The organism is Proteus sp. ZN5 (assembly GCF_011046025.1).
GTDB lineage: Bacteria > Pseudomonadota > Gammaproteobacteria > Enterobacterales > Enterobacteriaceae > Proteus.
The window spans coordinates 1167491-1192062 of record NZ_CP047639.1 but is presented as its reverse complement, the minus strand read 5'-3'; the positions used below and the strand labels follow the sequence as shown (position 1 = coordinate 1192062).

Genomic DNA, 24572 nt, shown 5'->3' with positions numbered 1-24572 from the left:
TTGTGGTATGGCTGTGTATGTAAGAGTTCAGCTCGCTCTATCATTCGTACCCAGCATTGGCTACGAGTGAAACTGCTTTCTGATGCACTCGATGTAAGCGCATGAGAAAGGAGCCGAAATCGGCTCCAAGTGAACGTTAAAAATAAAATGAGCTCAGCGAGTCACCTGGCAGAACCAAGTTCTCTTGCTCAAGGCTGATTTTGATTGGTGTTTCAACGGGCTGATCTGGCTTATTGGTGCTGATGCGCAACCGCTCTTGTGGCGCTTTTCGGTAAGCGGCTAAAACCTTTTCATCCAGCTCGCCTAACTTATCGGTGGCCAATTGCTTATAGTCCACCGTGCCCGCCATCATGTAGCGGCTGAGTTTGACCCCAGCATAATCCGCATGAGCGTAGTTACCCATCATGGCGACCAATTTTGACTGAGCGTCTCGCATTTCCTCTTTCAAAGATTTAATGTGATTTTCCAGTCGGACCACTTCGGCATGTGCTGAGCAATACTGTCGAGACAGCGATGTCCAACGGTATTGGGCTTCACCCTTGGGAACAAAACAATCTTGCTCAGGGCATTTTGACGGTTCTTTTTTGGTCTGTACTAACTCCCAAAACTGTAGCGCTGTTTCTTGCAACTCAGTTAAGAAAGCCGCGTCTCGTTGTATTTCAAACTCAATCAGTTGATCCTCAAAATAGAATACCAACCAACCACGCGTGCTATTGGCGACCAGTATTTGATGCTGTACTTGTACCCAATACAACTGGTACGCCTCGCTTTGTTCTCTGTGAGCTTGCACATCCTCAAAAACTGACTGGCTAGGACATTTCAGTTCAACGGGTTCGCCCGCATCGTTGATGCCATCAAAGCTGGCTCGAAAGATTGCGTTATGATCGGCTTCTGCACATAACGGCAGAAGAAAGTCATTATGCGCATTCTCAAATGCTCGCCTTGCTTGAGGCTCCAACCGTATACCGCGAAGCACATTTGGATTATTCGACAGGTCTTCCGGTAATACGAATCCGGTTTTTTCTGCCCATAATCGCCAAGGTGTTTTGTAGGGTGAACGCCCCATAATAATTGGGGCTTCAGATGCCGTAACCCCTGCAATGCGCCACTGGTGCCATGCAGGAGTACGCTGTGATAGGTCGATAACCTTCATATTGCCTCCTTTGAGGGGAGACTCCCCCGAAGGAGAGAACTCCCCTTCAGGGTTAAGTGGTTACTTTGCAGCTTGTGCTAACGCTGTTTGGTGCTGAACAACACTTGCTTGAACCGAATCAATTGCCGCTTTACCGGCTTGAATCGAACCTACGACAAGGGCAACAACCAATACCAAGCGAAAAAGTGAGACTGATTTAGTCATGGAAGATCTCCAAAAAAAAGACGAGACCTTCCCCCTGACGGGAGAATAATCCCGCCAGGGTTAGTAAAATGAATGCGTGGCGCTAAGAAGCTAAAGGCTGTGTGAGCGCTTTGACTGCTTGTTGCTGTGCATTAAATATTTCTTGTTTCGCAAACGTCAGTTCAACACCTTGAAAATGTTCATTGGCATATTCCAATGCACTATTCCAAGCGTTTGAAGCTTCCGCCCGCTCTATAAGCTTGTAAACAAGCCCTCGGGTTCGATCATCAACTTGCTCGGGTGGAATCACTGATGGCTCAACAACGTGTGTTGCTTGGCCTTCGATAATTCGCTCCGCTTCGTCTTGATCGAAAATTCCCACAAAGCCAAACGCAATGCGGGAACACTGGATCATGGATTTATGTCTTAGCATTCGCTTAGTGTGCGTCTGCCATGGACCATCTACACGGTAAGGGCCATTTTTGCCGTTACCTTCAAAAGGCGGTCGATAGACTTCATCCAGATACTCAGTGATTTTAACTGGGTGCGAACGGTCGCGCCGGTAGATGATGCATTCCATCCATTCCGGGCATTCTTTCGCGCCATCCAGTGAGACTTTGTTTTCTGAAGTCTTAAACTCCATGCCATCAAACTGGTCGTGTTGATTAATGATGCGAGACCATCCATCGACACCTACCACTGGAATAATCCCAGCTTGTTTATCAGGGAACGCAAAAATCTCTTTGGTGAAAGGGTTCAAGCCGTACTGATCTGCAACCACCAAAAGCGCCATCATCTGCTCATTGGTAGGTGCACTACCGTCACGTTGCTTGAATGCTGTTGCTTTTAGGGTATCGAACAATTTGTTTGGATCGACACTAAAGCGCTCAGCAAAGCGTTGGATTAGCTTTGGTTTTTCCATTATGGACTCCGACAATCAAAGTGGGAGTCTGCCCCTGACGGGAAAGTACTCCCGGCTGGGTTAAAGCGTTTTCGCTCGGTTAAAAATCTGGTTCAGGATATGTTTGTGCCCAATTACCTTGGGAGCCCGCATCATCTGCCGGTGATGGCTCGGATGCTTTGTTCACACTATCAAGAAGCAGAAACTCGTCCGCGTCCACTTCGGTCAATCGATGCTTAATGCCATCTTTCTCCCATGAGCGCGTGCGCTGGGGCCCTTGAACAAAAAGCTTCGCTCCTTTTTGGATCAAATCTTTTGCCCTTAGCCCTAACTTAAATCCACCACGATCTCGAAAAACAACTCGATGCCATTCCGTGTGCTCTTTGAGCTCATTGGATTGACGGTCGCGCCATTTCTCAGAAGTGGCCAGTGAAATACTGGTCACTAAATCACCTGATGGATAGGCTCGTGTCTCTGGCTCAGAGCCAACGTAGCCTATGAGTGTTACTTGGTTTTTCATGATGTTCTCCTCGTCTTAGTTGAACTCTGTGCACACAGTCGCTTCTACCCGGCTGGGCAAAGAAGACTGACGACGCAGATAGGTTGGTATTTCGAGTAAAGCCATGTCGTACTGATGTGGCTCTTGGTAAAACGCAGATGTCAAACGGGGCATACCAGGAGCTTTAGGCACTGCCATTGGACGACGTTTTGGTGTTGGTGTGAGCAATCGCTTGATTTGAGTAAGTACAAATCGCAAAGGGCGCACGCTTTGACGAGCAAACAATCGCAAAAGCGACCAGCTCAGTTTTGCAAGCAACATAATGCCTGCGATTTGGATAATAAATCCGAAGATATATTCCATTGGTGACTCCTTAATTTGGTTTTGAAGGAGTCACCCCCAACTGGGGAAAACTCCCCCAGTTGGGTGGTGAAAAGGCGAACCGCAAGGAACGCATGCTTGAGCATGTAAAAACATGCAGGCTATTTGTTTAAGGAGGCTAGCTACCTCTTAGTACCACTGAGAAAACTCAGCAGCGGGCTTCCTTTGAGCTCATGCTCTCAGGCGCAGATATCACTGAAACAGATCAGCAATATTTGATAGTCAGTGTAACCGTCTTATCCAGACAGGATAGTCAGAAAGATGCTCAATTCTTCCACCTAGCTGAAAGGTCATTACCTCACAGAGGATTAGGCTAGGGACTGATTATTGTCATATCAGGAGCAAACTTATGGCCCAAGAAAAACCCAATTACTCAAAACCCATCTTTGAACAATCATTCACAATTAACAGCTTACAGGCGCAACGTGTCGTTGACCGTGTTTTTAGACGGACGGTCAGTGCGCTTTACGGAATCGATGTCATCCTACGCATCATTGGCGATGAGACCGAAATTGATGAAGTGGAACAGATCATTAGCCAGTTGATCGGGGATTGCGCTAAGGCGGTAGACAACGAACAAGCTCGTTTGGACAAACTGATGGAGTCCAACGGCATCGATGAAGTACCTGACTACACCGACCCGATTACCTTCAACGCCAAAATCAGCTCGCCTCAGGTTGGCCAGTTTGTTGGCTTAGTTCGCAAACTCGATGCATTGATGATCTCAATGGACACCCTCTGGTTATCTAGCGTGCTTAGTAACAAGCAACGTGTTGATGGCAACTACGCATGGCAACAGCGCATCATCAAACTGGCTCGACGCATAATTGATATCGAAATTCGAGCACGAAAATCAGCCCAAGCTAAGGGTAAACAAGCTGAAGTTGAGCAAGCGGTGCCTTCTACCGATGACGATATCACTGAAGAGGAAACAGATAACCCCGCCAACTAGCCAACTAGGCTCCCATCAACCAGCCCCTCTCGAAGGGGCTCTTCATCTTGCTGTATTTTCTATCAAAATCATTAAAATGAATTTAACTGTCATTTTTGGCCAAGCTACATGAATAGAACTAATTTTTTCGTTACTTTCTTTATAGCGCTGTTCGCTATACCTGCAATTGCAGAACACCCCACATCGTTCAGTCAGGCAAAACGATTTGCCCGTGAAATTTACCAAGACAACCAGAGTACGTTTTACTGTGGATGTAGCTATAACAATGATGGTGCGATTGATGCTGCATCTTGCGGATATGAACCAAGGAAGCAACCGAAACGAGGAGAACGCTTAGAGTGGGAGCACGTTGTCTCAGCATGGGAAATTGGCCATCAACGCCAATGCTGGCAAAACGGTGGACGTCGGAACTGCGAAAAGAATGATCCTGAGTTTTCTAAAATGGTGTCGGATCTCCATAACCTTGTACCATCTGTAGGAGAACTCAATGGGGATAGATCAAATTTTCGATTTGGCATGATTCCGAATGAACCAAGAGCCTATGGTCTATGTGATTTCGAAGTTGATTTCAAAGACCGTCGAGCAGAACCACCAGCTAACCGTCAGGGTGATATTGCTAGAATTTATTTCTACATGCGAGATCAATACGGCCTAAGACTAAGCAGACAACAAACTCAGCTATTTGAAGCTTGGTCAAGAATGGACCCTGTTGATGAGTGGGAAAAATTACGTGATTTGAGGATTAGAGGCATTCAAGGTAAGTCTAATTGCTATGTATCAGGCAGCTGCTAGCATGTATCCACAACCTAACTCAAGTTTTTATTCAGACCACGTAATTGTAAATTGTCACCAGGTTTTTTAGACAATTAAGATGTATTGAGTCTCGCCCAGAAAAGGTTTGTAATTAGCAACGTATCTATGGCGACTTTGAGAGGAACGGCGGCTATCAATCAATGTTCATGAATGAGTGGAACCGTCAAAAAAATAAGGGAATTAATATTGATTAAGAATGAACTCATAAGATTTATGCAAACGTTAACTGGTGATGATGTAGCGATAGGAATACGAAAAATCGCCAACCTCGTTCTTGACCATTTAGATACGTTGGAGCCTTTAGGTACAGCGCAAAGCCGACGCGCAAAGAAGGTTGTAGATTTAACTTCAGACAATTGGGATAAACTATCTGATGTGATCGCGGAAGCTGCTACTGAGGATAGCAGCAGCGAAAATACCATTAAGCTGCTTAAATCAATTAGCGTTGGTCCATTTCGCGGATTTGCTAAAGAAGAGATATTAAACCTCAATAATCTTCTTGTGCTAATTTATGGCCCAAATGGTGCTGGCAAATCAAGTTTTTGTGAGGCGCTAGAATTTGGTTTGCTGGGGGCTGTAGAAGAAGCTCAAAGCAAACGTTTTACTCCCGCGCAATACTTAAAAAATGCTCATGTTAATCGCTATATCGCTCCTGTCATTGAGGGAGTGAACAGTAAAGACGAAACGGTTGTTGTTTCACCAGATGAGTCTCGATTTCGCTTCTGCTTTGTTGAGAAGAACCGTATTGATAGCTTTTCTCGCATTGCGGCACAATCACCTGCCAAGCAAACAGAGTTGATTTCAAGCTTGTTCGGTCTGGAAAGCTTTAACATCTTTGTCAAAGATTTTAGCCGTGAGCTTGATGAACGCCATATCGATTTAGTTGGAAAAAAAGGACTTCAGCTAAAAGAAAAACAACAGCAACTAGCAGTTCATCATCAGACTATAAAAGACAATCAAGAAAATCTAAAAGTAACGACTGTTCATGAGCAAGATCTGGCAACAAAACTTGACCCTAAAATTGATTTTCAGCAAATGCTCGTGACTTTGGGAAGCGAGGAAAAGCCAGGTGAAATTCAAGTCTTAGATGCAGAGTTGCAGAAAAAGCAGCAAGAGATTACTAACCTGTCTGTTAAAAAGTTAGATGAATGTAAAAGAAACCTTGAGACAGCAAATCAAAACTTGATAGAAAAATCTACTGAAATTGCCAAAGCAAGCGAAAGTCTATCTTTTAAGCAACTATATGGCGCTGTGCTTGACTTAAGAGGTACGAGTGAAAACCAGTGCCCAGCTTGTAAAACGCCTCTAGAGCAGGTCACACAGAACCCTTTTGTGTTAGCCACATCCGAATTAGAGAAACTCGGCTACTTAGCGAAATTAGAGACAGAACAGGCTCAGGCAAAATCTGAGTTTTCTAGAGCAATTCAATCGGTTCATACCATAGTTTCTGCTTGTGTAAAATATAATGGAGACGGTGAAAATCCTCTTCTTGCTCACATTGTTGACGACAGTATTAAATTAGATTGGTCTTGGTGGGAGGCTCTGACTCAAGAACGTGAAGAAGTGGTATCACCGTGGGCTCTGTTAGCTGAACAAGTTAAAAATCTTGAACAGCGCGATGTTGAAGTCAAACAAGCAAATGAGGATAGAAAGCTTAAACAGGAAAAGCTTAAAAAACTTCGTGAATTTAAAGATCAGGCAACAAAGTTACAAGTTCAGAGAACTACTTATGAAGATGCGATAAAGAAAGCGCAAAAAGCGATCAATACCTTCGATGAAGAAAACAAAGAACTAATTACTGAAGCTGAAGCAGAGCAAGTAGTTGTAGAAACGAATAAACAAATAGCAGTCAGCTACAAAAAATTCGTCGATATGCTCTTTGATTATAAAGATCAGCTACCCAGTAAACTTGTTGCTGATTTAGGTGAACTTGTTGTGCAGTTATACAATGCCTTTAATCGTTATGATGCACCTAAAGATCAACTAGCTGGAATAAAGTTACCGTTGGTTTCAGGCGAACGTATTGAAATTGCTTATCAGTCTGAGCCAACAAAGTTCTTTGATGCTTTACACGTGCTGAGTGAAGGCCATATTCGCTGTATTGGCCTATCTATGCTGCTGGCTAAAAACTTGAAAACTAACAGTCCGCTTCTCATCTTTGATGATCCTGTTAATGCGATTGATGATGAGCACCGTAAAGCAATCCGAGAAACTCTATACAAGGATGAATTTTTCAAAGAGAAGCAGATCATTTTGGCCTGTCATGGTGAAGAATTTCTCAAAAACATTCATCAAGATATTGGAAGAAAGGCAGCCAGAGAGTCGGCAACATACAAATTTTTACCACAACGTGGGGAATCACACATTCAGGTCGCATCTTTCTCTTGCCCACCTAATTATGTGCTTGCAGCAACTACTCATTTTGAAAGTGCAGAATATCGTAATGCATTAGCCTCCTCACGACGTGCCTTAGAGTACTTAAGTGAAAAAGCTTGGCATCATTACAGTAAGTACTGTGATAAACGCGATGATATGATAAGTGTTTCCAAGAGAGCTCCAAACTTGCCTCACGACTTAAGGGCCCTTACTGAAAATTTAAAGGCTAAGATTAGTCGTTCTAAAGCAGACATTCCTAACAAGTTACAAATTGTAGAAGCATTTGAATTACTTCTTGGGGTCAACGGGCAAGATCCTCATTGGCTGTATTTGAATAAGGGAACACACGAAGAAACCGATAGAGATGAGTTTGAACATGGGACTGTTGAAACAATAGTTTCATCTTTGGACGCTCTTGATAAAGCACTGCTTGGCCACTAGGTTGCAGATAAAGCTTTGCTGGAAAACTGGTGGAAACACTAATACAACTAGCCCGGCGTTTGCTGGGCTAGTGAGGATGTTCAATTTCTATTAATTATTACCCGAAATTTCTTCCGTCGCCTCCTGGCGTAATTTCTGAGCATCCATTCCGTTTAGCCTTTCAATGGCTCTATCTGCGGCACTTTGACGGTTTCCATCAACGTTTAGCGTACTTCCTGAGCCTGTGAGTCGTTCCAGATCCAGTGACGGTACTTCGGGTAGGTTGCCTGTTATCGACAAGATACCTATCCATTCATCCAGATTGACTTGGCTCCAATCTACCTGGTTTAACTGACTCGCGGTCAAACCTTCACAGTTTGGTGACTTGGCACTGCCCCAGCCAAGACCAAGTTGCGGACGCACTTGTTCCTGAATGATCCGTGAAAGCGGCGAAGTAAAGCAGCAATATGATTGCCGTTTCTCAACACAGGCACCTAAGAACTTAGACTTGCAGTAAGAGCCTACGTAGTGGCAACTCTTCAATACTCGCTTGGCGTTCATTTCAAACTCACTCTGCTCACATTTCCAGATAAGCTGAATGAGGATCATGGTGACTGAATAAATCATGTAGGCCGTCATAACCGTACTCAGAACCGCGCCAGCAGCGCCACCCAGCGCGAAGTTACCACCCGAAACAACACCATCGGCTCCAACCGCGCCACCAACGTTACTAAACAGTGCCGATTGCGCCCCCGAACCAAAGGTAGTGCCTACCCATTCAGCCGTTTTGTTGGTCAACACCTGCATGAAGCCTGTCGCAGCTTGCTCCGCTCCCGCGCCAGCAGTCGTTGATGGCCCAGCCCCCATGAGAGAGTCCCATGCAGACACAAAAGGCTCTTTGACCGCACTCCAAGTGCTCGTGATTGGCTCCCTGAGCGTATTCCAGGAACCATAGATTGCCGACGACGGATTCATGGCCATGACTGTCGTATCAAGCTTGTTGACCGCAACTATCATCGTGATGTAATCCGATAACGACACGCCACTTGGCTTTTCACAGCAATCCACTATGCCGCCAACGGCTTTTTTGCACTGGCCAGCATTACCTTTAAAGACCGTACACTCGACGTTATCTTGGCCATCAGCTCCCGTGCATGACATATCATTGGTCATAAACTGCGCTGCATTAAGCATCGCAGCGGCCTCTGCAAAGTTAGCCTGCTTGATTGACTCTGGCTCTAAACAATCTGTGCCCATACAGCGAACTGGCCCCTCACAGTTGTATTGAGTTTCCATTCGTGCATTTTGCACTTCGACGCTTTGTCCGCAGTCATACACCAAACTTTGGATATAGCAGAAGCCTTCATGACCAGCCCCGCCTTCAGTGCATTCGGTTCTGACGTACTGGCAGGCCGGGTTTTGCTCTAGCGCGGCACACGTATTGGTGGTCGTGTTTTGTCCGTTATTGACGATGGTTTGTGTATTACCATTGGCATCTACCCAGCTATCTGAGCTGCCCATGTTGAACTCTGGGTGAGCAGTCGAAGCATTGTAGGTCGCTCTTGCCCTCCAGCATGAGAACCCCAGTCCATCAGAGCTGCCACGACTGGTTAAATGAGCAGGAGACGAAACAACCGCCGGATAAAGACTTCCAAGATTGGCCAACTCGCCACTACCAACCGTTAACCCGTCGATTCGTTTTGTGCCCGTATCCAAACACTGCCACTGCACCGCAGTAAACTGATCCGTTTGCATCAAGCATTGGTCTATGCCCGGATCACTTGATTGATGAACAACCTCCTGCTCTAAGTACTTTCCAGAGAAGGCCAATGAAGCGCTCAGTTTCGCAGGAGCCAAACACTTCTGAACTTCTCGGCTGCAAGTATCGAAATCGACTTTGTTCCAGCCGGACTCACATCTGGAACGCGTGACTTCCTGCGGTTCATGCCACGAAATAATCGACCCATTAACGACCTTGCACAATGAGCCAACCAAGGTTCCTTTTGGACAGGTCATTTCAGGATACTTAATGGACGGTTTCGTCTCAGTCACCGTTTCCTTATTGCCCGTCAGTGAGAGTGTCGTTTTCCAACCATTTGCCTTGGATGGCGACTCGGTGATTTTTATCTCAGTATTTTGATTATCAAAAATCCTCAGCGTCGCGTTTCCAGTTTGCATAGTACTGTTGTGCTGTGGAACAAAACTGAGCGTTTCGGAGCTAAAGCAACCACGCTCAATGGACCAGCTTTGTTGATGGGTTTCAGCGGATACACGTCGCTCTAACTGACACTGAGTAAGCGTGCTGATCTTCTCGCACACCTGGTAATCCGGTACATGCTTGGTTTCAGTAAATGGCGTAATCGTCTGAGTAGGCTCACAGGCCTCAAAACTACTCGGCATAAGATTGGATACTACGCACTTTGGATCGCTGGTTTGTAATCCACAGTCATAAGTATCGGTAAAACGAATGCATTCACCTCTATCATTGGTCTCGGCACATTCTGACGACATGAAGCCACAGGAAGGGTTCGCTTCAAGCACTTGGCAGGCCTGATTTTCAATTCCCTTATAGCTTTCGTCATCCACACTCACTTGTACACGCCGACACAAAGGCGATATGCCAGCCACAGGGCTTGGGGCAAAATAGGATTCACAAACTGAAACACCATTGACCACCGTACATCCGTTGGTTGAAGAAGGCTGATCCGTGCATTGAATACTATAATCTGAAAACTTCGCCGGTATATCCGCTGCTTGTTCGATACAGGATTGCGGTGACCAACCATCATTCATCACCACCTTGGTTGGATCAAAGCGCACCTTGATGCGAGCATACCCCTCACCACTACCCGTAACCGATACGCGAATTTTTACCGGCACTTCTAAACCTGGTTCTACCGCTTTTAGCTTGGCAGTGAGATCGGTATTTGGATTGCGCTCCCAACTGGTACTGAGCTCGCAGCGACCTGCCGTTTCTGGTGGAAAGTTATTGTTCGGCCCAGACCAGACTTTCTGATCGCCAAGCCACACTTGCATGTAGTCATCCCATTTTGCGTACTCAAGAACGGCAGAGGTAATCGCATCGGGATTCACGACTTTGAGTGTGATGGCCTGTTCAAATACTTTACAACGGCCACTCCAGTAGTTGTCACCAATTCGCCCTATCCAAACCTCAAGACAACCCTCACCACAAGAGCGAAGGTTCATCGGCCCTGAAACATGCTCAATAATGCCTGCCGTGTAATCGTGAGTAATCGTGCAGCTGTTAACCGCTGTATTGAGCCTGTCGCATTGCTGGTAATTTGGGCTACCTTCACCTTGAGACTCACAGCCTGGGAAGCTTTGTGTTAATAGATTGGGGTCAGTTTGAACCGCATCGGTTAATGCCCAAAGCGGATCATTGACCATATCTGGCCGCGACCTGTCTTTGATTTGCTGTAGCGAACGAAATGCTTCACCCGTAGCGCCACTTTCGGATGCCATGCTCTCTTGGCGCTGTGTCCCCAATTGATTCATACTGGCATCAGAGCCATAAACGCCCGTTAAGACATCCAATGAGCCCTGATCCATACCAGGGAAAAGCTCTTGCAAGTTAATGGACTCATGACCACTGCCATTCGGCACCGACAATGTATTGCCATTGAGTGCGGGCATCGTCCAGTTTTGCAGCAATTGCTTACCTTCCTGTTGTCCGCTTAGGCCGGATTGGCGCTGCACATCAGCGGCCACACCATGTAAGGGCAAGCACGCCATAGTGATTGATAAAATACCCGCTAACACTCGGGTAAAAAGTGTTGGTTTCATGGTTAACCTCCCGAGTTACAGCAGTCTTGCCAGCGCCACAAAATGTAGAGCGCATCTTCACCGGCACCGGGGATCGTTCGCCACTCTCCCCATTTCATGGTGCTTTCACCGATGACATGCGCACTTTCAGTTTCCGGTACGGGGAAGAACATACTCATCTTGTATTGGGATTTCGGCAGCATGGGTTCGATAACAGGTCGGCATAGCGCACTGTTCCCCATTGTTCGCCTAGCAAGACCACGCCTGTGTTGAGCCGCGATTGCACGCGCCGCTAAATGGCTGGTGTTTTCTGCTAATGATCCAAAGGCTAAGGTGTGGCCAGATAACGGGTAGAGATGGCCCCAACTGCCAGCACACCAAAACAACTGGTCGATGGGTTTACCAAGCGTTGATGAAGCAGCGTCAGCGGTACAAGCAGATATAGCCAATGGATTGGCAACGGCAGCCGCTTCAGGCTGAGTAAAAAAGGCCAGTTCATCGTTCAGCCATGTTGGGTCCAATTCCGACAAATACATCAAGTCAAAGTCCATGTAACCATCGGCATTGCAATTGCCATCCATGAACAAATCGAGCATGACCAAAAGCGGAAAGGCGTAATAATGGTAATGGTAGAAAGCAAGATCACCGGTATCGTATTCACCCTCGCCATGACCACCTTGCAGTCGTCTATCACCTAACGGTAAACGAATCCCTCCCAGGGAAGGCGAACAACCCGGCGTTCTGACCAGTTCAATCAGACGCGCTGGCTCCCACATGCTGGTAACAATACCTGGCCTTGGCACACCTAAGTTGTCTTCACATAAGCAAAATGACTTGTTTGATGCGCCGCTTGGGATATTGCCAGAGCCAAGAGGAAGACCGGCAACCCGGATAGGAAAAATGCATGACCAGCAAACATCCGTCAGCAACTTGCCCGACAATAAACCCGCGTCTGGGCAGGTCAGTTCGGCTTTTGCAGGAATAGATGCGCCCAGGACAAGCATGGCAACGAGAGTCCGCATCAGACGATACGTATTATTGAGCTTTTGCATGAACAAGCTCCTTTGCTGGAATTTCTTCTATTTCAAACGCGAGTCCCTTTGCTTGAACAAACGATGGGGTGACTTGCAGATCAAAGCGCTGCTTTAGCGAGGCATTGAGAAGGTAAACCGGACTGTCCAATGTCTTTTCGAGCGCATTGAGGCTATTCCAACCTTGAGCACGGTCGAGCTGCGTGGTGATAAGCGTAATGCGGCGCAGTGTCCTATCTTGCGTCTCAAGCCAATGCGCAACTGCGTCCACTTCTTCAGCGTTCGACGCATTAAACACCACAAGCTGCTGAGTAAACGGCAAGGCTTTTAGCGGGTTAATACGCGTTCCTGCTGGGATCAATGTTCGGCCATTGGCATCCAATAGTGGCCGCTGCATGACGATGGTTGGATCAACCGTTCTTATCCGATATTGCGTGGCTTTGGGTAAGTCAGTGAAAGTTTGGCGAGACCAGAATCGCTCAATGGCTTTTTTCTTTAATGCGCCCAGGTCTATCGACTGTAAACGCTGCATCGCCACTTGCATCAAATCCGGTTCTAAAATCGAATGAATAGGACCGCGTTGACCCAATGAACCGGCATTGCCTGTTTCAATTTGACGCTGCAACCAGTCCTTGCTGTAAACCCCTAGTGCACTTGCAGTCACCTTGTCATCTTCTATGCGGAAAATGGCAGGCACGCTAGTCACCCGCCAGTGCACAAAGGCTTTCGGATCGATTCGAACCTGAGGAACAGGATCAAGTCCCACCATCAGCGTATGCCAATCACGGATAGCCGCCCCCAAGGTCTTTCCTTCAGGAATTCCCCGAAACAACACAATAGCGCCGGTTGCACTGGCCTCTTTAAATAGCTGCTTCAGTGAGGAATCCCCCAGTGAAGACGACGCAAAAATCAACCATTCATCGTTGTGTTTGAGCGACGCAGGTTGTTCAATCGGTGAAAAAGGCTCGATAAATTCAGATGAACCATCCACAGCACTTTGTAAAATGCTGCGGCTCATTTCGACGATCTTTTTGTCTTCGTCAGACAACAGAAAAGGCTCTTGTGCCCAGGACACTTGAACCCAAGACAATGGGCCAACCAACAAAAATAAGAGACATAGTCTTTGCATCATCTACCTCCTACCAAAGCGGCCAAGCGCGACCGACAATCTGCTCGCGCTTAACGGCATTCCAATAGCGGGAGTCGAAACTCGTTGCAGCCTCGCCGGAAAACCAATATTCGTTTTCTTGCAGCGTCAATGAGCGGCTAAATTCTGTTTCCGCCACACCAAGACGCTGGGCTAATACCATGCCGGTAGAGACTTCAGCACCGTTCACCAGCACATGCTCAGGCGTCACATTGACTTCATCCCCAGGCATCCCTGTTAGGCGTTTCAGCATCCGAGTAGCGTCGTTATATAACGGAGCGAGTCCTTTTGAGTGGAATGCATACAAACCATCCTTAACGGGCTCTTTATTCCATAGGTCAATCAGATACACCGTGGTATCAGGCAGGCAGCGCTCTTGCTGGGTATCAATACCTATTCGGTAGCGCATCATGGCGTAGGTGCCTACCAAGGCCATGATTAACGCAAGAATGGTCAAACGGATGAGATATGGCCGCCAAGGCATTCTTTTACGGAGTATCTGCATGAGACACCTCCTTTGAGCCTACTGGCACGAATACGGAATCATCTGCACCCACCACCGCTTGGGCATCCAGCACGATAAAACCGGCTGCTTTTAACTTTTCAATTTGCTGATTGGTCTGAAGCAACTTGGATTCGATGTCTTGTTCGCTGGCATTGGAGCCCAGTGACAACACCGCCTCCCCAAAATCGACGACTGCAATGGGCGTACTTAACGCCAACTGGCTGTGGATGGGTTCGAGTGTTTTCATTAAGAGCCAGCTCGTCATTAAACCGCTACCAGCAATAGACAAAGTAATAGAGGCCATAAATGGCCAAAGCGTGGTCTTATTCATAGCCTCGCTCCTTCAACAACTGAGAGATGGCATCAGCAACAGAAAGGCCTTTGCGCGTTAACTGTTTAATCGCGTTTACATCTTCTGCACGGGACGAGTACAACAGCTTGTGAAACGGATCGACGATGAGGCGGCCAATCCCGGTGCCCATTTCGGTAATAAAGAAAATTTCGGAATAGACACCAGTGACGGTATGAACGGTTTTCAGGTACTCATAACCGCCTTCACCTAGTGGCAAGCGGCCTTCTTTTTTGAGCGCGTTGATGGTTTCAGCTTTTTGGCCAAGCAGGTACATATTGGCTGAGTTTTCAGCGATGGCTTTACCTGTAGGGCTGTCATACAAATCGTTGACCGACTGCGTTACCGTTACAGCACTGCCGCCATATTTTCGAAATCGACGGTAACCTGTCTCGATAAACTTACCGACATCACCTTGAGTCAGCAGATCCCAGGCTTCGTCAATGAACACAATCTTGCGACGATCCCGCTCACCTAAGTACATCTCTTGTTGGATTTGGTAGATAAGCTGAAGCAACACCACTTGTTGTAGATGCTTACGCCCCTTGAGTTCTTCTAACTCCAGAACAGTGAAACGGTTTTTGAAGCGAGTATTGTTGTGGCCATTAAAGAAGCGGCCATATTCGCCCTGCGTCGTAAACGGATAGAGCTGCTCACCCACGTCTTGCACACGTCGGTCTTCGTGATTTTTCAAGGCCTCTGCTACATCATCAACTAACATGGCACGACCTTTTTTCTCCCACAGTTCACGGGTCTGACGCTTTAGGTTGGCCATCTGAAAATCGGTTAATGACTGCGTGGGTGCGGCCATTGCGGCCAATAACCCAACCAGTACATCCGCTTCTTCGTCATAGTCCTCAACGATTTCAAACGGATTTAAGCAAATGCCACTGTCCCGCCCGAACTGTAAGAACTCACCGTCATAGACTTCACACAGCTTTTCATAAGACCGGCCAACATCAATCACCCAGCATTGCCCGCCTTCTGATAAGTAGGAGGAGATGATTTCGTTCACTAGGAATGACTTACCCGACCCCGATTGCGCCGCGATGCAACAGTTGTAATTACTGCCCGAGTCATAAAGGGACACACTCATGATCTGACCATTACGGGAAACAAAGTTAATCACCGGCGTGCCAGTGCCTTTCCAATCCGCAAACAAAGGCAACAGAGGGATGACATGCCGTGTCGCCATGGTCTTGAATCGAAACAAGTCGTTCATCGCCTGGCGGTCAGCACCAAATGGCAAGGCATTCAGGAAAATGGGCAAACAGAAGTACTTGTCTTCCATCAGCTCAAATCCGAGCTCTTTGAAATAGGTTCGAGCATTTGAAACAGAGCTGATGGACGCCTCTTCCGTTGGTGAGAACAGCGTTAAGGTCATATTTGCCCGAATAGGACGATCACCTTCTTGCAAGGCTTCAAAAAGAACATCGAACCCCTTTTTCTTGGCTGCAAGCACCGGCACAAACTTGAGCATCGGCCCATAGGCCTGATTAACCGCCCATTGACGCTTCGTCTCTAGACGAGATCGCATCGCCTCAGCTGAAGGAAAGTGAATGGTGACATTCAGCAAAAAGCTGCCGCGTAAACCGCGACTGCCCGTCATCATATCGCCCGCAAAACTTGCGGCATGACCAAACCAAATCCGCTCAGGCAAGCGCTTAAACGATAAGGTTTTAACTCGGTAATCACCCAACATTAGACCTTGGCTATCCACCTTGATAGCTCGGTCATAATCCAACACTTGCTCTCGAAGTGGTTTATCAGCCTCACTGCGGATTGGTGATGGATTGCGCCAGGAAGCATCTTTTCCCCAGTTAAGCTGCGCACTTAATGCTGCGAGCCAATTTCGGTCAGTCATCTCCGTGACGCGAAAACCAACCGTTGCCAGCGCTTGCGAGAAAGAAGCCCGAAGCGCGGATGCTCGACTCAACTCACGCTCCGTCGGTATAGGACTTTCCAAAGGCAATTTGCAGGTGACGATCAGTTGAAAGTTGCGTACCTGAGTCTGGGTCGATTCTTCTATCGGTTGAACCGTGCCCCCATCAAGGAAATCCGCACGTTTGCGTATCGACGCCCTAAGCAATGGATCGGATTGACGATGCCGTAAGCCCATCATGCGCTGAAGGTCGGTTTGAATATCAGGCGAGGCGTACAGGCCAAATTGCAGCAAAGTGTCTTTTGGCCAGTCGTTGTTGAGTAGAACATTAACCCTGTCTGCAACAGACTCATTACCACCTGGCAATGGGTCACATAGAAAACCAAAGCCAACACTTTGGTCTTCCATGAAAAACAGTTGCTCATCGTCGGAATAGGCCAATACTGGCAATAGCTCAGAAGCGCGTTGCCCTGAATACAGAGAGGCTTTCATTAACGCCCCTCCAACCAAGCAGAAAGATCATAAGGACGGCCTCGGCTGATGCGACCATCATTGGCGACGATGAAAGGCACACCTTGAATGCCCAGGATTTGAGCCGTCACCAAGGTACGCTGCATTGGTTCTAAGTTGCAGGCATCATCCTGTTCTAGGTTACCAATCCGGCCATTCAGCAATGCATCGGTGGCCGCTTTTTTGTCACGCGCACAGCCAAGCTGGCGAACCTGACGCTCTGAATCAGGACCAAGCACTGGCACAGGGAGTATTTGGAAGGTGTATTCTTTGGTTAACGGTAAAGCTTGTTTCAAAAGCTCATGGCAGTGCGGGCATCGTGGGTCAACAAAGACCACCACTTTCTTTTTGCCTTCGCCCAGCGTCAGTGGGTTCAAATCATCCATTTTTAAGCCAAGACGACTTAAGTCCAGCGTGTTCCCCGCTTCACGAATTTCTTCAAGGCTGGTAAGCGGCTTTTTGGACCAGGCATCATAGAGCGTGCCATCAATGACGAACCGGCCACTGTCTGACATGAAAACAATACGGCCATTGCTTTCGACCGCTTTCATACCGGTGACCGGCAAAGAAACCATGCCGTCAATTTTGCCAACGGGCGACACTTCAGACACAGGTTCAGCTTGAACCAAAGGAGACAGCGCAAGCGCCAGAATAATTGGAGATAGTTTTCGCATGAGGAGTCCTCGTTAATGTATATCGAGGCTCCAGTCTATGCAGTTGTCCTATGTGGACTCGGTTAGATAGATTGAAGAATTTGTCGTCTTGCTAAGCAGCACCAATACCAAATCTTAATGAAAACAATCACACACTAAAATAACTCAATTGTCTCTCATATACTTTTGCAAAGTTTTTTGATCTACCTTCAATGCTTCTGCGGCTTTAACCCATGTACCAAATTGCTTTTTGGCAGCTGTTGCAAATTCCTTATGAAACGCTTTCATTAACTCATCCTTAGTTGTCTTGGATAAATCACCAAATGCAAACCTTGTGTCAGGACTATCCTCCTGGATAACAGGCTCGCCCAACGCAGCTAATGAGCTAGAGATTGCCGACTCTGTAGTTTGGGAGCTCAAAAAAGCACAAGACATGTATGCCAGCTTTTTTAGGTCACGTAAGTTACCTGGTAAATATGCCGAGTTAAAAAACTGGATTAATTCATTTGACACCGGAGCTTCCGCAGGCAGATTGGGGTTAACATTAACTTCCTGCCAGATTCTTTGCCAATCCGACAGAATATCTTCTCTGCATGCACGAAGTGGAGGTATTGTTATTGTGAGCATGGATACACGATCAAAGAAATCAGCATCGAGTATCGTTGCCAATTGCTCAAGTGATTTATTACTCGCACAAACTAGCTCGAAGTCAGATGCTTCCTCAGTGTCACTTCCAACAGGGCGAAAACTGTGATGGTTATCTTGAAGCACTCGAACCAGCTTTCGCTGAACCGAAGTTGGTAAATCTTGAATCTCATCCAAAAACAAAACTTTTCCATTTGCTTCTTTCAAAAGTCCATTGCGATCCTTTTCCGCCCCAGTGAAGGCACCTTTTACGTGGCCAAACAACATACTATCAACCACTTGAGAATCTAGTCCTCCACATGCAAGCGTAACAACCTGCTTTTGCTTTACCTTACCGACAACGGTTTCAATTAGCCTCGTTTTCCCTGTACCACGTTCACCCAGTACAAGTAACGGAGCTTTGGGAACACAAGAGAACTGCTTTAACGTTTGTAATGCATCCTGCCTTGCTTTTGATTTAGGGTCTAAATCGTAAAGGGCGTAACCGCCCTCTGAACTTGAAATAGCAGAGATCTCTGCCAAATACGTATTTACACTGAAATCAACTTTGGCAATGCTGGTTCTTTTGGTATCGGGGTTATATTGTGATGACCAGAGGATTGTTTCGCGTGGAAAATGCCCCCGAGCATGAAGAATCAACCAAACCGCATGCATCGCCGGAGTTCCCGGCGATACATTGATATGAAGATTCTGTTCAAGCTTTAGCTCTGGAATAATCTCAGACTCTATTGCGTGATAAATTTCGTTATGATCAGCTGGGTTCTCGATAGCTACAGTTCGAAAGGTAATCTGTATATCGCCAAATTCATGCTCTTTGTACAGACTGTTATCCCCAGCTGACTGAGTAAGAACAATTACTTTGCCAACATAAACTTTACGATTCTTAAGCCGCTTTAACGCTTCGTCTAATACCTCAACCCCAGCTCTTTTTGAGTGCCAACAAAGCAGTGTGTTTTTGTTATCCAAAATTACGCCTCCAATACAATTCGGGCGTTTGGCAATTCACTTTGCTTCAGCCTTTTTGCCATGGCAAGTTCGTATTCTTGACGAACTGTAATAGCTAACTGTTTTTTTGTCAGTCGAACAACCTTTGGCTCATAACTCTCTCTAGGCGATCCTGAATCCTGCTTCTTAGAAGTTTCATCCTTAGCCGTTAAAGGTTTGAAATACTCTGGACTGGCGTTAGTGATAACTGGCGGCTCTATACGCCATTTATACTCAATCTTGTGCGATGTTTTTTCCCGCCAGTTTGCATTGGGTATTTTTGGGTGCTTATCCATATCAGACAAACAATCTGCTTTTATAGGTGATAACTCAACAATGTCTACTTCGCTGACTGAGTACCTCTTGAATGTATTATTTTCCCAAGCTTCAAAACCACCAGAAATCATCCCTAGACTCATGTCGATGCTCAATTCATTGTGGCTATTAGTTAAAAACATATCTAAGCAGTTCATCAGCTCTTTTACCTGAATACCGGTGAGTTTTACGCCTAACTCAAAGCCTTGATCCATACCATACGCTTGAAAATTGGCCGACATCACCATGCCATGCATTCCATCTACTACAATCGCTTTGGCATGTAGCCATTTAAAACACATCACCGATGCACCAGCCTGTTTCATAGCCAACAACGCTGGCATGGCTGCGGGTCTTTGGCGAGATAGAATGGTGACTTTTAGCCCCGACTTCGCACGTTCACATATTGCTTTTACAAGCTGATGGTCCTCTTGCCATCCAAAACTCGATATGATGAGTTCATTTTCCGCTTGATTGATCAACGCTAATGCGTGTTCTCTAATTCGAGCGTCTTCACTCGATGTGACCAGTATTTCAGTTAATTCCCTTGGGTATCTGACATTGCCTGGCGACTTATATGCTGAGAATTCACCACGGCTTGTCATATGGTGCTGCGCACTCTCGAAGATTGCCCAACGGAACACATTCACGATCTCAGCTATTTGATGGCGTGAAAGCGCGACCCCCAGCTCTTCATTTCGTAAAAGTGCTTCTTCTGTAAGGTTTGCCGTTAAAAGCAACCCTTTAGCATTACCAGTTTCATGTAATGCGTCTATAACAACGGCTTTTGCGTGGAAATGCGGCGCAGATGCAAAGTGAACATGTCCAGACAATTTGTTTAACATTTCCTTATGCTGCACAAGACACTTCTTACCAAAGTCATCGTCAGGCACATCGCCATCAAGACGAGTCTCACATGCCAATAGTATGTACACACGAACTTTGCGCTTTGCAGCTTTTAGGACAGCAGATTCGACATTCTCATCAGCAAGTAAAAACGTACTAAGAATAACCGAGTGCTCAGCATTATCGATTAATTCGACAACTCTTGATTGCAGCTCATTGCAGAACAAAGAGCTATTAATAGGTTGCGGATCAGATACCTGTTTAGGTAAAACAGGCAAAAGCACAGGGGGCAACTTGGTATTTGATTGATCAACAATCTTAGTTTCAGTCTTAGTAAACTTTTCAATTAAATTCATCACTATTATTCCTTATAGGTTCCAATCATGGGCTGCAATGACATGCCAGGTATGCTGATTTTGCTGGTCTTCTTCAGTCCAAAACTGATTTGCCAACTCAGCCCTATCAGGTAGTGTGAAATTCCAACTTTTAAAAGGTTCGAGTGCTTTTTCTCTCCAAACTTGGTACTTGCTATTAGTGGCATACATATTGATATTTTTCTCTAATCTCCATTCAGCCCACTTTTTAGCATCCAATTCAGTCAATGCTGATATAGAAATATTGTGTAACTTCATCGCATCAAACGAGCCCAACTTGTGAACAGATGGTCTTTTTACGCTTACCGAGCGCTTCATATTGATTCGCTCAGATTCAGTAGTATTTTCGAAAACCACTGACAAGATTTCAGTTTGCTCATCCCATTGTTCAAGCAAGCCCTCACTATGCAGAAGTACTTTCAAAACTTGCTGACGACTGATTGGTTCAACCCGACGTGAAAATATAAGATCCTTTCCGCGCTTCACATCGACATTGCCTTCAGTCACATTCCACTCGATGTAATACGGTTTTCCTTGCGGTGAGATGCGCTCACCTTTGAGTTCAATTTTGTCAACGCGTACTTCCGAACCTCCACCTATTGGTTCAACCTTCAGGCTACGAACGTCTTTGACTAGTTGAGGAACCTCAACTAGTCGCTTTGCTCTTTCATTTAGCTCATCTCTGTTTTTTCCAAGTCCGATCGACGCTGCACTAGGCTCTGTGTGCGCATCAATAGTAAGAAGTGGATGAGGCAATAAAGGCTCATGACAAACGCAAAGGCTCCAACACCCATCTTCTGGCACTAGGATTTGATCTTTCTCAAGAGCAATCAGTCCTGATTCAGTGAGCCTGTATTGGTCTCGATTAGACTCAGCAAGCCCATATAATCGACATATGTTTAGTAACCTATCAGCAACTACACGACGTCCGATTTTGTCCCCAAATAAATGCTCGGAGCACTCAGCAGAACTCGCATTCGGATAATCTTGAAGGAATTGCAGCACGCAGTTAATTTCTGGACGGCTATCTGCCAGCGCGATTTCACCCTGTATGAGCCAACTTTCAGTTTTAATTTCTCGTTTTAGTATGATGTCCTGGCTCATAGTGCCTCCTGTGATTCAGTCTCGATTGTTGTAGACCAGTAAGAATTGCTGGCAAAAGTACCTAACACACCCGATGCCTTTTGCATTGCAGGGCGGTTTCCGTACACAATGAGCTGATGCTTGGCCCTCGTAATTGCCACATTCAAGCGATTTGGGCTTTCAAGAAAACTCGTGGGATGGTTATTTGCGAAACTAAGCATGACAAAATCAGCCTCATGCCCCTGAAAACGGTCTACGGTACATATCTGAATATCAATATACGGTGAGGATTTTTCACCTCGATAGAAATGCCTTACTCCGTGATGATTTCCCGTCCACTTTCGTAAAGCTCGACGTATAGCTCGCTCTTGAGCCCGATAGAATGCCAAAACAGCAACTTCCCAAGGCTTTTGTTGGTTTTTCTCAACATTTGGGTTTGATTTTGCCCAAGAATCAAAGCGACTTAATTCTTTTAATATTTCTTCTACTTCAGCGGTGATTTCACCTTCTTTGCCTTTTCGACCTTTAACATCGTGCCATATACAACGATGTGAGCCGCTTCGGTATCCCCAGTCCCGCTTTTCAGCTTGGCCATCAGGACTTTGCAGTGCTTTTTCATGGTATATATGTACTCGGGAAAACTCGGCAATGTCTGGATGCATTCTGTGCTGGTAACTAAGCCGTATTTGTCGTTGTTCCAAAACACTGGCTGGAAGTCCATCAGACAGAGCGGTGCCTTGTTTCTGATACTCTGTTCGTTCAAATCCAACTTGTAGTGATTCAAGGATAGAAGGCAGTGCGATCCTACGTACCCTGTCTATTGCAGTGAACGTATCTTTTTCTGAGTCAAATGGTAGTAGCGCTTTGATATCTTCCTCTAACTTATTAACAGTTTTAGAACTTCCGTTAGATTCTGTATTTAGGCGCTGTTCGTACATACGAGCCAGTCGCCACGCTAACTGGGATTCCCAGCTATCGGACTCGGTCTTGATTTTTGTACGAGTTAATCTCGAATGCGCTGCAAGTCGCATTTCTAACTTTTCCGGTAACGCAGGCAGCCCCCTTATGGTCGTCAAATCCAGGGGTAGGTGATTAGCATTCTGAGCGATGAACGCTGACGAACCAAGGACTACTGATGCGTAAGGGAGATCTGTCTTCGGACCTTTAAATGATGCAACCAATACATTTTTGGACTTTGCTTGCTGATGATAAAATTCAATTGTCTTTTCATCGTCAGTGCAAACCAAGGATACTTCTCGTTTCTGAATATTGATTTGTCGAGCAGAGAAAATATCTGCGCATGCTTCTCGCTGATAACTATCCTGTAAACATGGCTGCAAATTTACTTCGGTAGCTTCATCATCAACATAAGGTGAAAGCTGTTTTGGGTCTCCCACCATGATCCAACGCTTGGCAAGTACCGCTGGCACCAAAAACTCTTGAAAAGTTGTTTTTGATGCTTCATCAATAATCATCACATCGAAGATTGGCGATGTTGATTGTTTATTTTTGATATCAGGATGCTGAAGCAAACCAATAGTTGTCCCGCAAACTAAATTCGCCGCTTCAAGAACAAGACGCTCAACAATATGTTTACCTTCACCGACCTTACTTTTAAGTAACTTCTGACTAACTGAAATGTGCGGTTGTTGCTGAAGATGTTTTAGCAATCTTGTGCGTTCAGTTTTAACAAACTCTTCCAATTGCCATGGCTTTGCCTTTTGAGAAACGCTTGATTTATCTCCAATCCGTACAGGTAACACCATGTCGCGATAAATATTTTCTTCAGACATCATTCGTTCAAGAACATTGTCAACAGCAACGTGTGTTGATGCACAAAGTAAGATCCGCTTACCTCGCTTTATTAATTGAAGAATCAGTTCGCAAATGGCTGTAGTTTTGCCAGATCCTGGGGGGCCTTCAAGGAAGGCAAAGTCTGGTGTATTGAGTGCAATATTTACAAAATCACGCTGCTGAGATGTTCCCTCTCTTGCTCCATCGGTAAGAACGTAGTAGTCATCGTTAAATAAGTGCTCATCATAAGGAACATTCGGCCACTTAGCATGATCCTTACCTTCAAACAGCCTCAATAGCGGAAGATGGTGAATAGAAGGGGTGTCTTGTAAGCTTTGTAATGCATTAATCTGACACTTTAACTGGTATGTGTTTGGACGAATAACCAAATAGTCGTGGTCAGGTAAACGATCCAATAACAAGCTGTCATTCTCTACATTTCTGTCCAGGACTGAAATTGCGTTGGATTTATTGAATCCAACATTGCTTTGTGATTTACCCGTCAAATGCCAACCATAACCGTCTGGACACTCATACGACGACAGCCCATTGCCTAATTCACTCGCAATTTCGTCCGCGTGCTCCTCAGTTGCATAAGCCATTTTAGGTTTACCGTGACTTCTACAATTTGGGCATTCTCTAGCGGCACTACCCACGGCTTTCCATCTAGCGGGGCTTGCTTCGTATACCGTGTCGGTACTTTCATCTAAAAAGAGCTTTAAGTTCTTTTCGAAATCACCGCAGTTATCGGCAGGCTCAACTAATTGTATCCATACTCCACTTTGAGCATCGTCCAGCTTTTCCCAAGCTATCGCTTTAACAGCCTTCGTACTTTCTAGGTATTTTCGAGTGGTGTCTAAATACTTATAAAAGTCACCAAGACCACTCACTGCTTTACTAAGCAGGATGTCTGGCCTGTGAATTCCTAAGTTTGCGTATCTTAATAACGCCATGTTTCGTCCTTTGATCGAATAAGTTGTTCATCCTAAATAT

At 46.0% G+C, this 24572-nt stretch carries 19 protein-coding genes; 3 read left to right on the top strand and 16 right to left on the bottom strand.

Annotation, left to right across the window (positions count from 1 at the left end; translation table 11 throughout):
• Positions 1–136: 136 nt before the first annotated feature.
• The 5 genes from GTK47_RS05445 to GTK47_RS05425 form a co-directional block, all read right to left on the bottom strand.
• Positions 137–1153, bottom strand: a complete 1017-nt coding sequence (locus tag GTK47_RS05445) for a lambda-exonuclease family protein (RefSeq protein WP_156734065.1) — start codon at positions 1151–1153, stop codon at positions 137–139.
• A 60-nt stretch (positions 1154–1213) separates the two neighbouring features.
• Entirely contained in the window at positions 1214–1357 is a 144-nt protein-coding gene (locus GTK47_RS05440; RefSeq protein ID WP_164530179.1) for a hypothetical protein, read from the bottom strand.
• A gap of 82 nt (positions 1358–1439) precedes the next feature.
• On the bottom strand, positions 1440–2258 hold the full coding sequence (gene bet / locus GTK47_RS05435) for a phage recombination protein Bet (protein ID WP_156734067.1): 819 nt from the start codon (positions 2256–2258) through the stop codon (positions 1440–1442).
• 79 nt (positions 2259–2337) lie between these two features.
• Positions 2338–2757 (bottom strand): single-stranded DNA-binding protein, encoded by a 420-nt coding sequence (gene ssb, locus GTK47_RS05430; RefSeq protein WP_040132793.1) that lies wholly within the window; start codon positions 2755–2757, stop codon positions 2338–2340.
• A 15-nt stretch (positions 2758–2772) separates the two neighbouring features.
• The gene (locus GTK47_RS05425; RefSeq protein ID WP_156734069.1) at positions 2773–3099 is read right to left on the bottom strand and encodes a plasmid-related protein; all 327 of its coding nucleotides are present in this window, start codon (positions 3097–3099) and stop codon (positions 2773–2775) included.
• Positions 3100–3466: 367 nt separating this feature from the next.
• Here GTK47_RS05425 and GTK47_RS05420 point away from each other — a divergent pair, with 367 nt between their 5' ends.
• From GTK47_RS05420 to GTK47_RS05410, 3 genes are all read left to right on the top strand, one after another.
• A complete protein-coding gene (locus tag GTK47_RS05420) occupies positions 3467–4069 on the top strand; it encodes a hypothetical protein (protein ID WP_156734071.1) in 603 nt (200 codons plus the stop codon).
• 108 nt (positions 4070–4177) lie between these two features.
• Positions 4178–4861 carry an endonuclease gene (locus GTK47_RS05415; RefSeq protein ID WP_156734072.1) on the top strand — a complete coding sequence of 228 codons (684 nt, stop codon included), beginning with the start codon at positions 4178–4180 and terminating at the stop codon, positions 4859–4861.
• Between the two features lie 171 nt (positions 4862–5032).
• Positions 5033–7699 (top strand): AAA family ATPase, encoded by a 2667-nt coding sequence (locus GTK47_RS05410; protein ID WP_202620839.1) that lies wholly within the window; start codon positions 5033–5035, stop codon positions 7697–7699.
• A 90-nt stretch (positions 7700–7789) separates the two neighbouring features.
• Here GTK47_RS05410 and traN read toward each other — a convergent pair whose 3' ends face one another.
• The 11 genes from traN to GTK47_RS05355 all read right to left on the bottom strand — a co-directional run bounded on the left by traN (position 7790) and on the right by GTK47_RS05355 (position 24532).
• Positions 7790–11482: a conjugal transfer protein TraN gene (gene traN / locus GTK47_RS05405; protein WP_156734074.1), complete on the bottom strand. Its 3693-nt coding sequence runs from the start codon at positions 11480–11482 to the stop codon at positions 7790–7792.
• 2 nt (positions 11483–11484) lie between these two features.
• On the bottom strand, positions 11485–12513 hold the full coding sequence (locus tag GTK47_RS05400) for a TraU family protein (RefSeq protein ID WP_156734076.1): 1029 nt from the start codon (positions 12511–12513) through the stop codon (positions 11485–11487).
• Entirely contained in the window at positions 12497–13624 is a 1128-nt protein-coding gene (locus GTK47_RS05395) for a TrbC family F-type conjugative pilus assembly protein (RefSeq protein WP_238795189.1), read from the bottom strand. Before GTK47_RS05395 ends, GTK47_RS05400 begins: the two co-directional genes overlap by 17 nt.
• A gap of 7 nt (positions 13625–13631) precedes the next feature.
• A complete protein-coding gene (locus GTK47_RS05390; RefSeq protein WP_170355924.1) occupies positions 13632–14144 on the bottom strand; it encodes a S26 family signal peptidase in 513 nt (170 codons plus the stop codon).
• On the bottom strand, positions 14128–14475 hold the full coding sequence (locus GTK47_RS05385; protein WP_156734078.1) for a plasmid-related protein: 348 nt from the start codon (positions 14473–14475) through the stop codon (positions 14128–14130). Before GTK47_RS05385 ends, GTK47_RS05390 begins: the two co-directional genes overlap by 17 nt.
• A complete protein-coding gene (traC, locus tag GTK47_RS05380) occupies positions 14468–16867 on the bottom strand; it encodes a type IV secretion system protein TraC (RefSeq protein WP_156734080.1) in 2400 nt (799 codons plus the stop codon). The genes GTK47_RS05385 and traC overlap by 8 nt, the downstream gene beginning before the upstream one ends.
• Complete coding sequence (locus GTK47_RS05375; protein WP_001228924.1) at positions 16867–17559, bottom strand: DsbC family protein; 693 nt, start codon at positions 17557–17559, stop codon at positions 16867–16869. Before GTK47_RS05375 ends, traC begins: the two co-directional genes overlap by 1 nt.
• Positions 17560–17703: 144 nt before the next feature.
• Complete coding sequence (locus GTK47_RS05370) at positions 17704–19149, bottom strand: sigma 54-interacting transcriptional regulator (protein ID WP_032469923.1); 1446 nt, start codon at positions 19147–19149, stop codon at positions 17704–17706.
• 2 nt (positions 19150–19151) lie between these two features.
• On the bottom strand, positions 19152–20684 hold the full coding sequence (locus tag GTK47_RS05365; protein ID WP_156734082.1) for a phospholipase D-like domain-containing protein: 1533 nt from the start codon (positions 20682–20684) through the stop codon (positions 19152–19154).
• A 12-nt stretch (positions 20685–20696) separates the two neighbouring features.
• The gene (locus GTK47_RS05360; RefSeq protein WP_156734084.1) at positions 20697–21806 is read right to left on the bottom strand and encodes a hypothetical protein; all 1110 of its coding nucleotides are present in this window, start codon (positions 21804–21806) and stop codon (positions 20697–20699) included.
• Positions 21803–24532 (bottom strand): DEAD/DEAH box helicase, encoded by a 2730-nt coding sequence (locus GTK47_RS05355; RefSeq protein ID WP_156734086.1) that lies wholly within the window; start codon positions 24530–24532, stop codon positions 21803–21805. The genes GTK47_RS05360 and GTK47_RS05355 overlap by 4 nt, the downstream gene beginning before the upstream one ends.
• Positions 24533–24572 lie beyond the last annotated feature (40 nt).

Bases quoted from the DNA above. Each gene is read 5' to 3' on its own strand.
- GTK47_RS05445 (WP_156734065.1), bottom strand. From the start codon at position 1,153: ATGAAGGTTATCGACCTATCACAGCGTACTCCTGCATGGCACCAGTGG.
- GTK47_RS05440 (WP_164530179.1), bottom strand. From the start codon at position 1,357: ATGACTAAATCAGTCTCACTTTTTCGCTTGGTATTGGTTGTTGCCCTT.
- bet (WP_156734067.1), bottom strand. From the start codon at position 2,258: ATGGAAAAACCAAAGCTAATCCAACGCTTTGCTGAGCGCTTTAGTGTC.
- ssb (WP_040132793.1), bottom strand. From the start codon at position 2,757: ATGAAAAACCAAGTAACACTCATAGGCTACGTTGGCTCTGAGCCAGAG.
- GTK47_RS05425 (WP_156734069.1), bottom strand. From the start codon at position 3,099: ATGGAATATATCTTCGGATTTATTATCCAAATCGCAGGCATTATGTTG.
- GTK47_RS05420 (WP_156734071.1), top strand. From the start codon at position 3,467: ATGGCCCAAGAAAAACCCAATTACTCAAAACCCATCTTTGAACAATCA.
- GTK47_RS05415 (WP_156734072.1), top strand. From the start codon at position 4,178: ATGAATAGAACTAATTTTTTCGTTACTTTCTTTATAGCGCTGTTCGCT.
- GTK47_RS05410 (WP_202620839.1), top strand. From the start codon at position 5,033: ATGAGTGGAACCGTCAAAAAAATAAGGGAATTAATATTGATTAAGAAT.
- traN (WP_156734074.1), bottom strand. From the start codon at position 11,482: ATGAAACCAACACTTTTTACCCGAGTGTTAGCGGGTATTTTATCAATC.
- GTK47_RS05400 (WP_156734076.1), bottom strand. From the start codon at position 12,513: ATGCAAAAGCTCAATAATACGTATCGTCTGATGCGGACTCTCGTTGCC.
- GTK47_RS05395 (WP_238795189.1), bottom strand. From the start codon at position 13,624: ATGATGCAAAGACTATGTCTCTTATTTTTGTTGGTTGGCCCATTGTCT.
- GTK47_RS05390 (WP_170355924.1), bottom strand. From the start codon at position 14,144: ATGCAGATACTCCGTAAAAGAATGCCTTGGCGGCCATATCTCATCCGT.
- GTK47_RS05385 (WP_156734078.1), bottom strand. From the start codon at position 14,475: ATGAATAAGACCACGCTTTGGCCATTTATGGCCTCTATTACTTTGTCT.
- traC (WP_156734080.1), bottom strand. From the start codon at position 16,867: ATGAAAGCCTCTCTGTATTCAGGGCAACGCGCTTCTGAGCTATTGCCA.
- GTK47_RS05375 (WP_001228924.1), bottom strand. From the start codon at position 17,559: ATGCGAAAACTATCTCCAATTATTCTGGCGCTTGCGCTGTCTCCTTTG.
- GTK47_RS05365 (WP_156734082.1), bottom strand. From the start codon at position 20,684: ATGAATTTAATTGAAAAGTTTACTAAGACTGAAACTAAGATTGTTGAT.
- GTK47_RS05360 (WP_156734084.1), bottom strand. From the start codon at position 21,806: ATGAGCCAGGACATCATACTAAAACGAGAAATTAAAACTGAAAGTTGG.
- GTK47_RS05355 (WP_156734086.1), bottom strand. From the start codon at position 24,532: ATGGCGTTATTAAGATACGCAAACTTAGGAATTCACAGGCCAGACATC.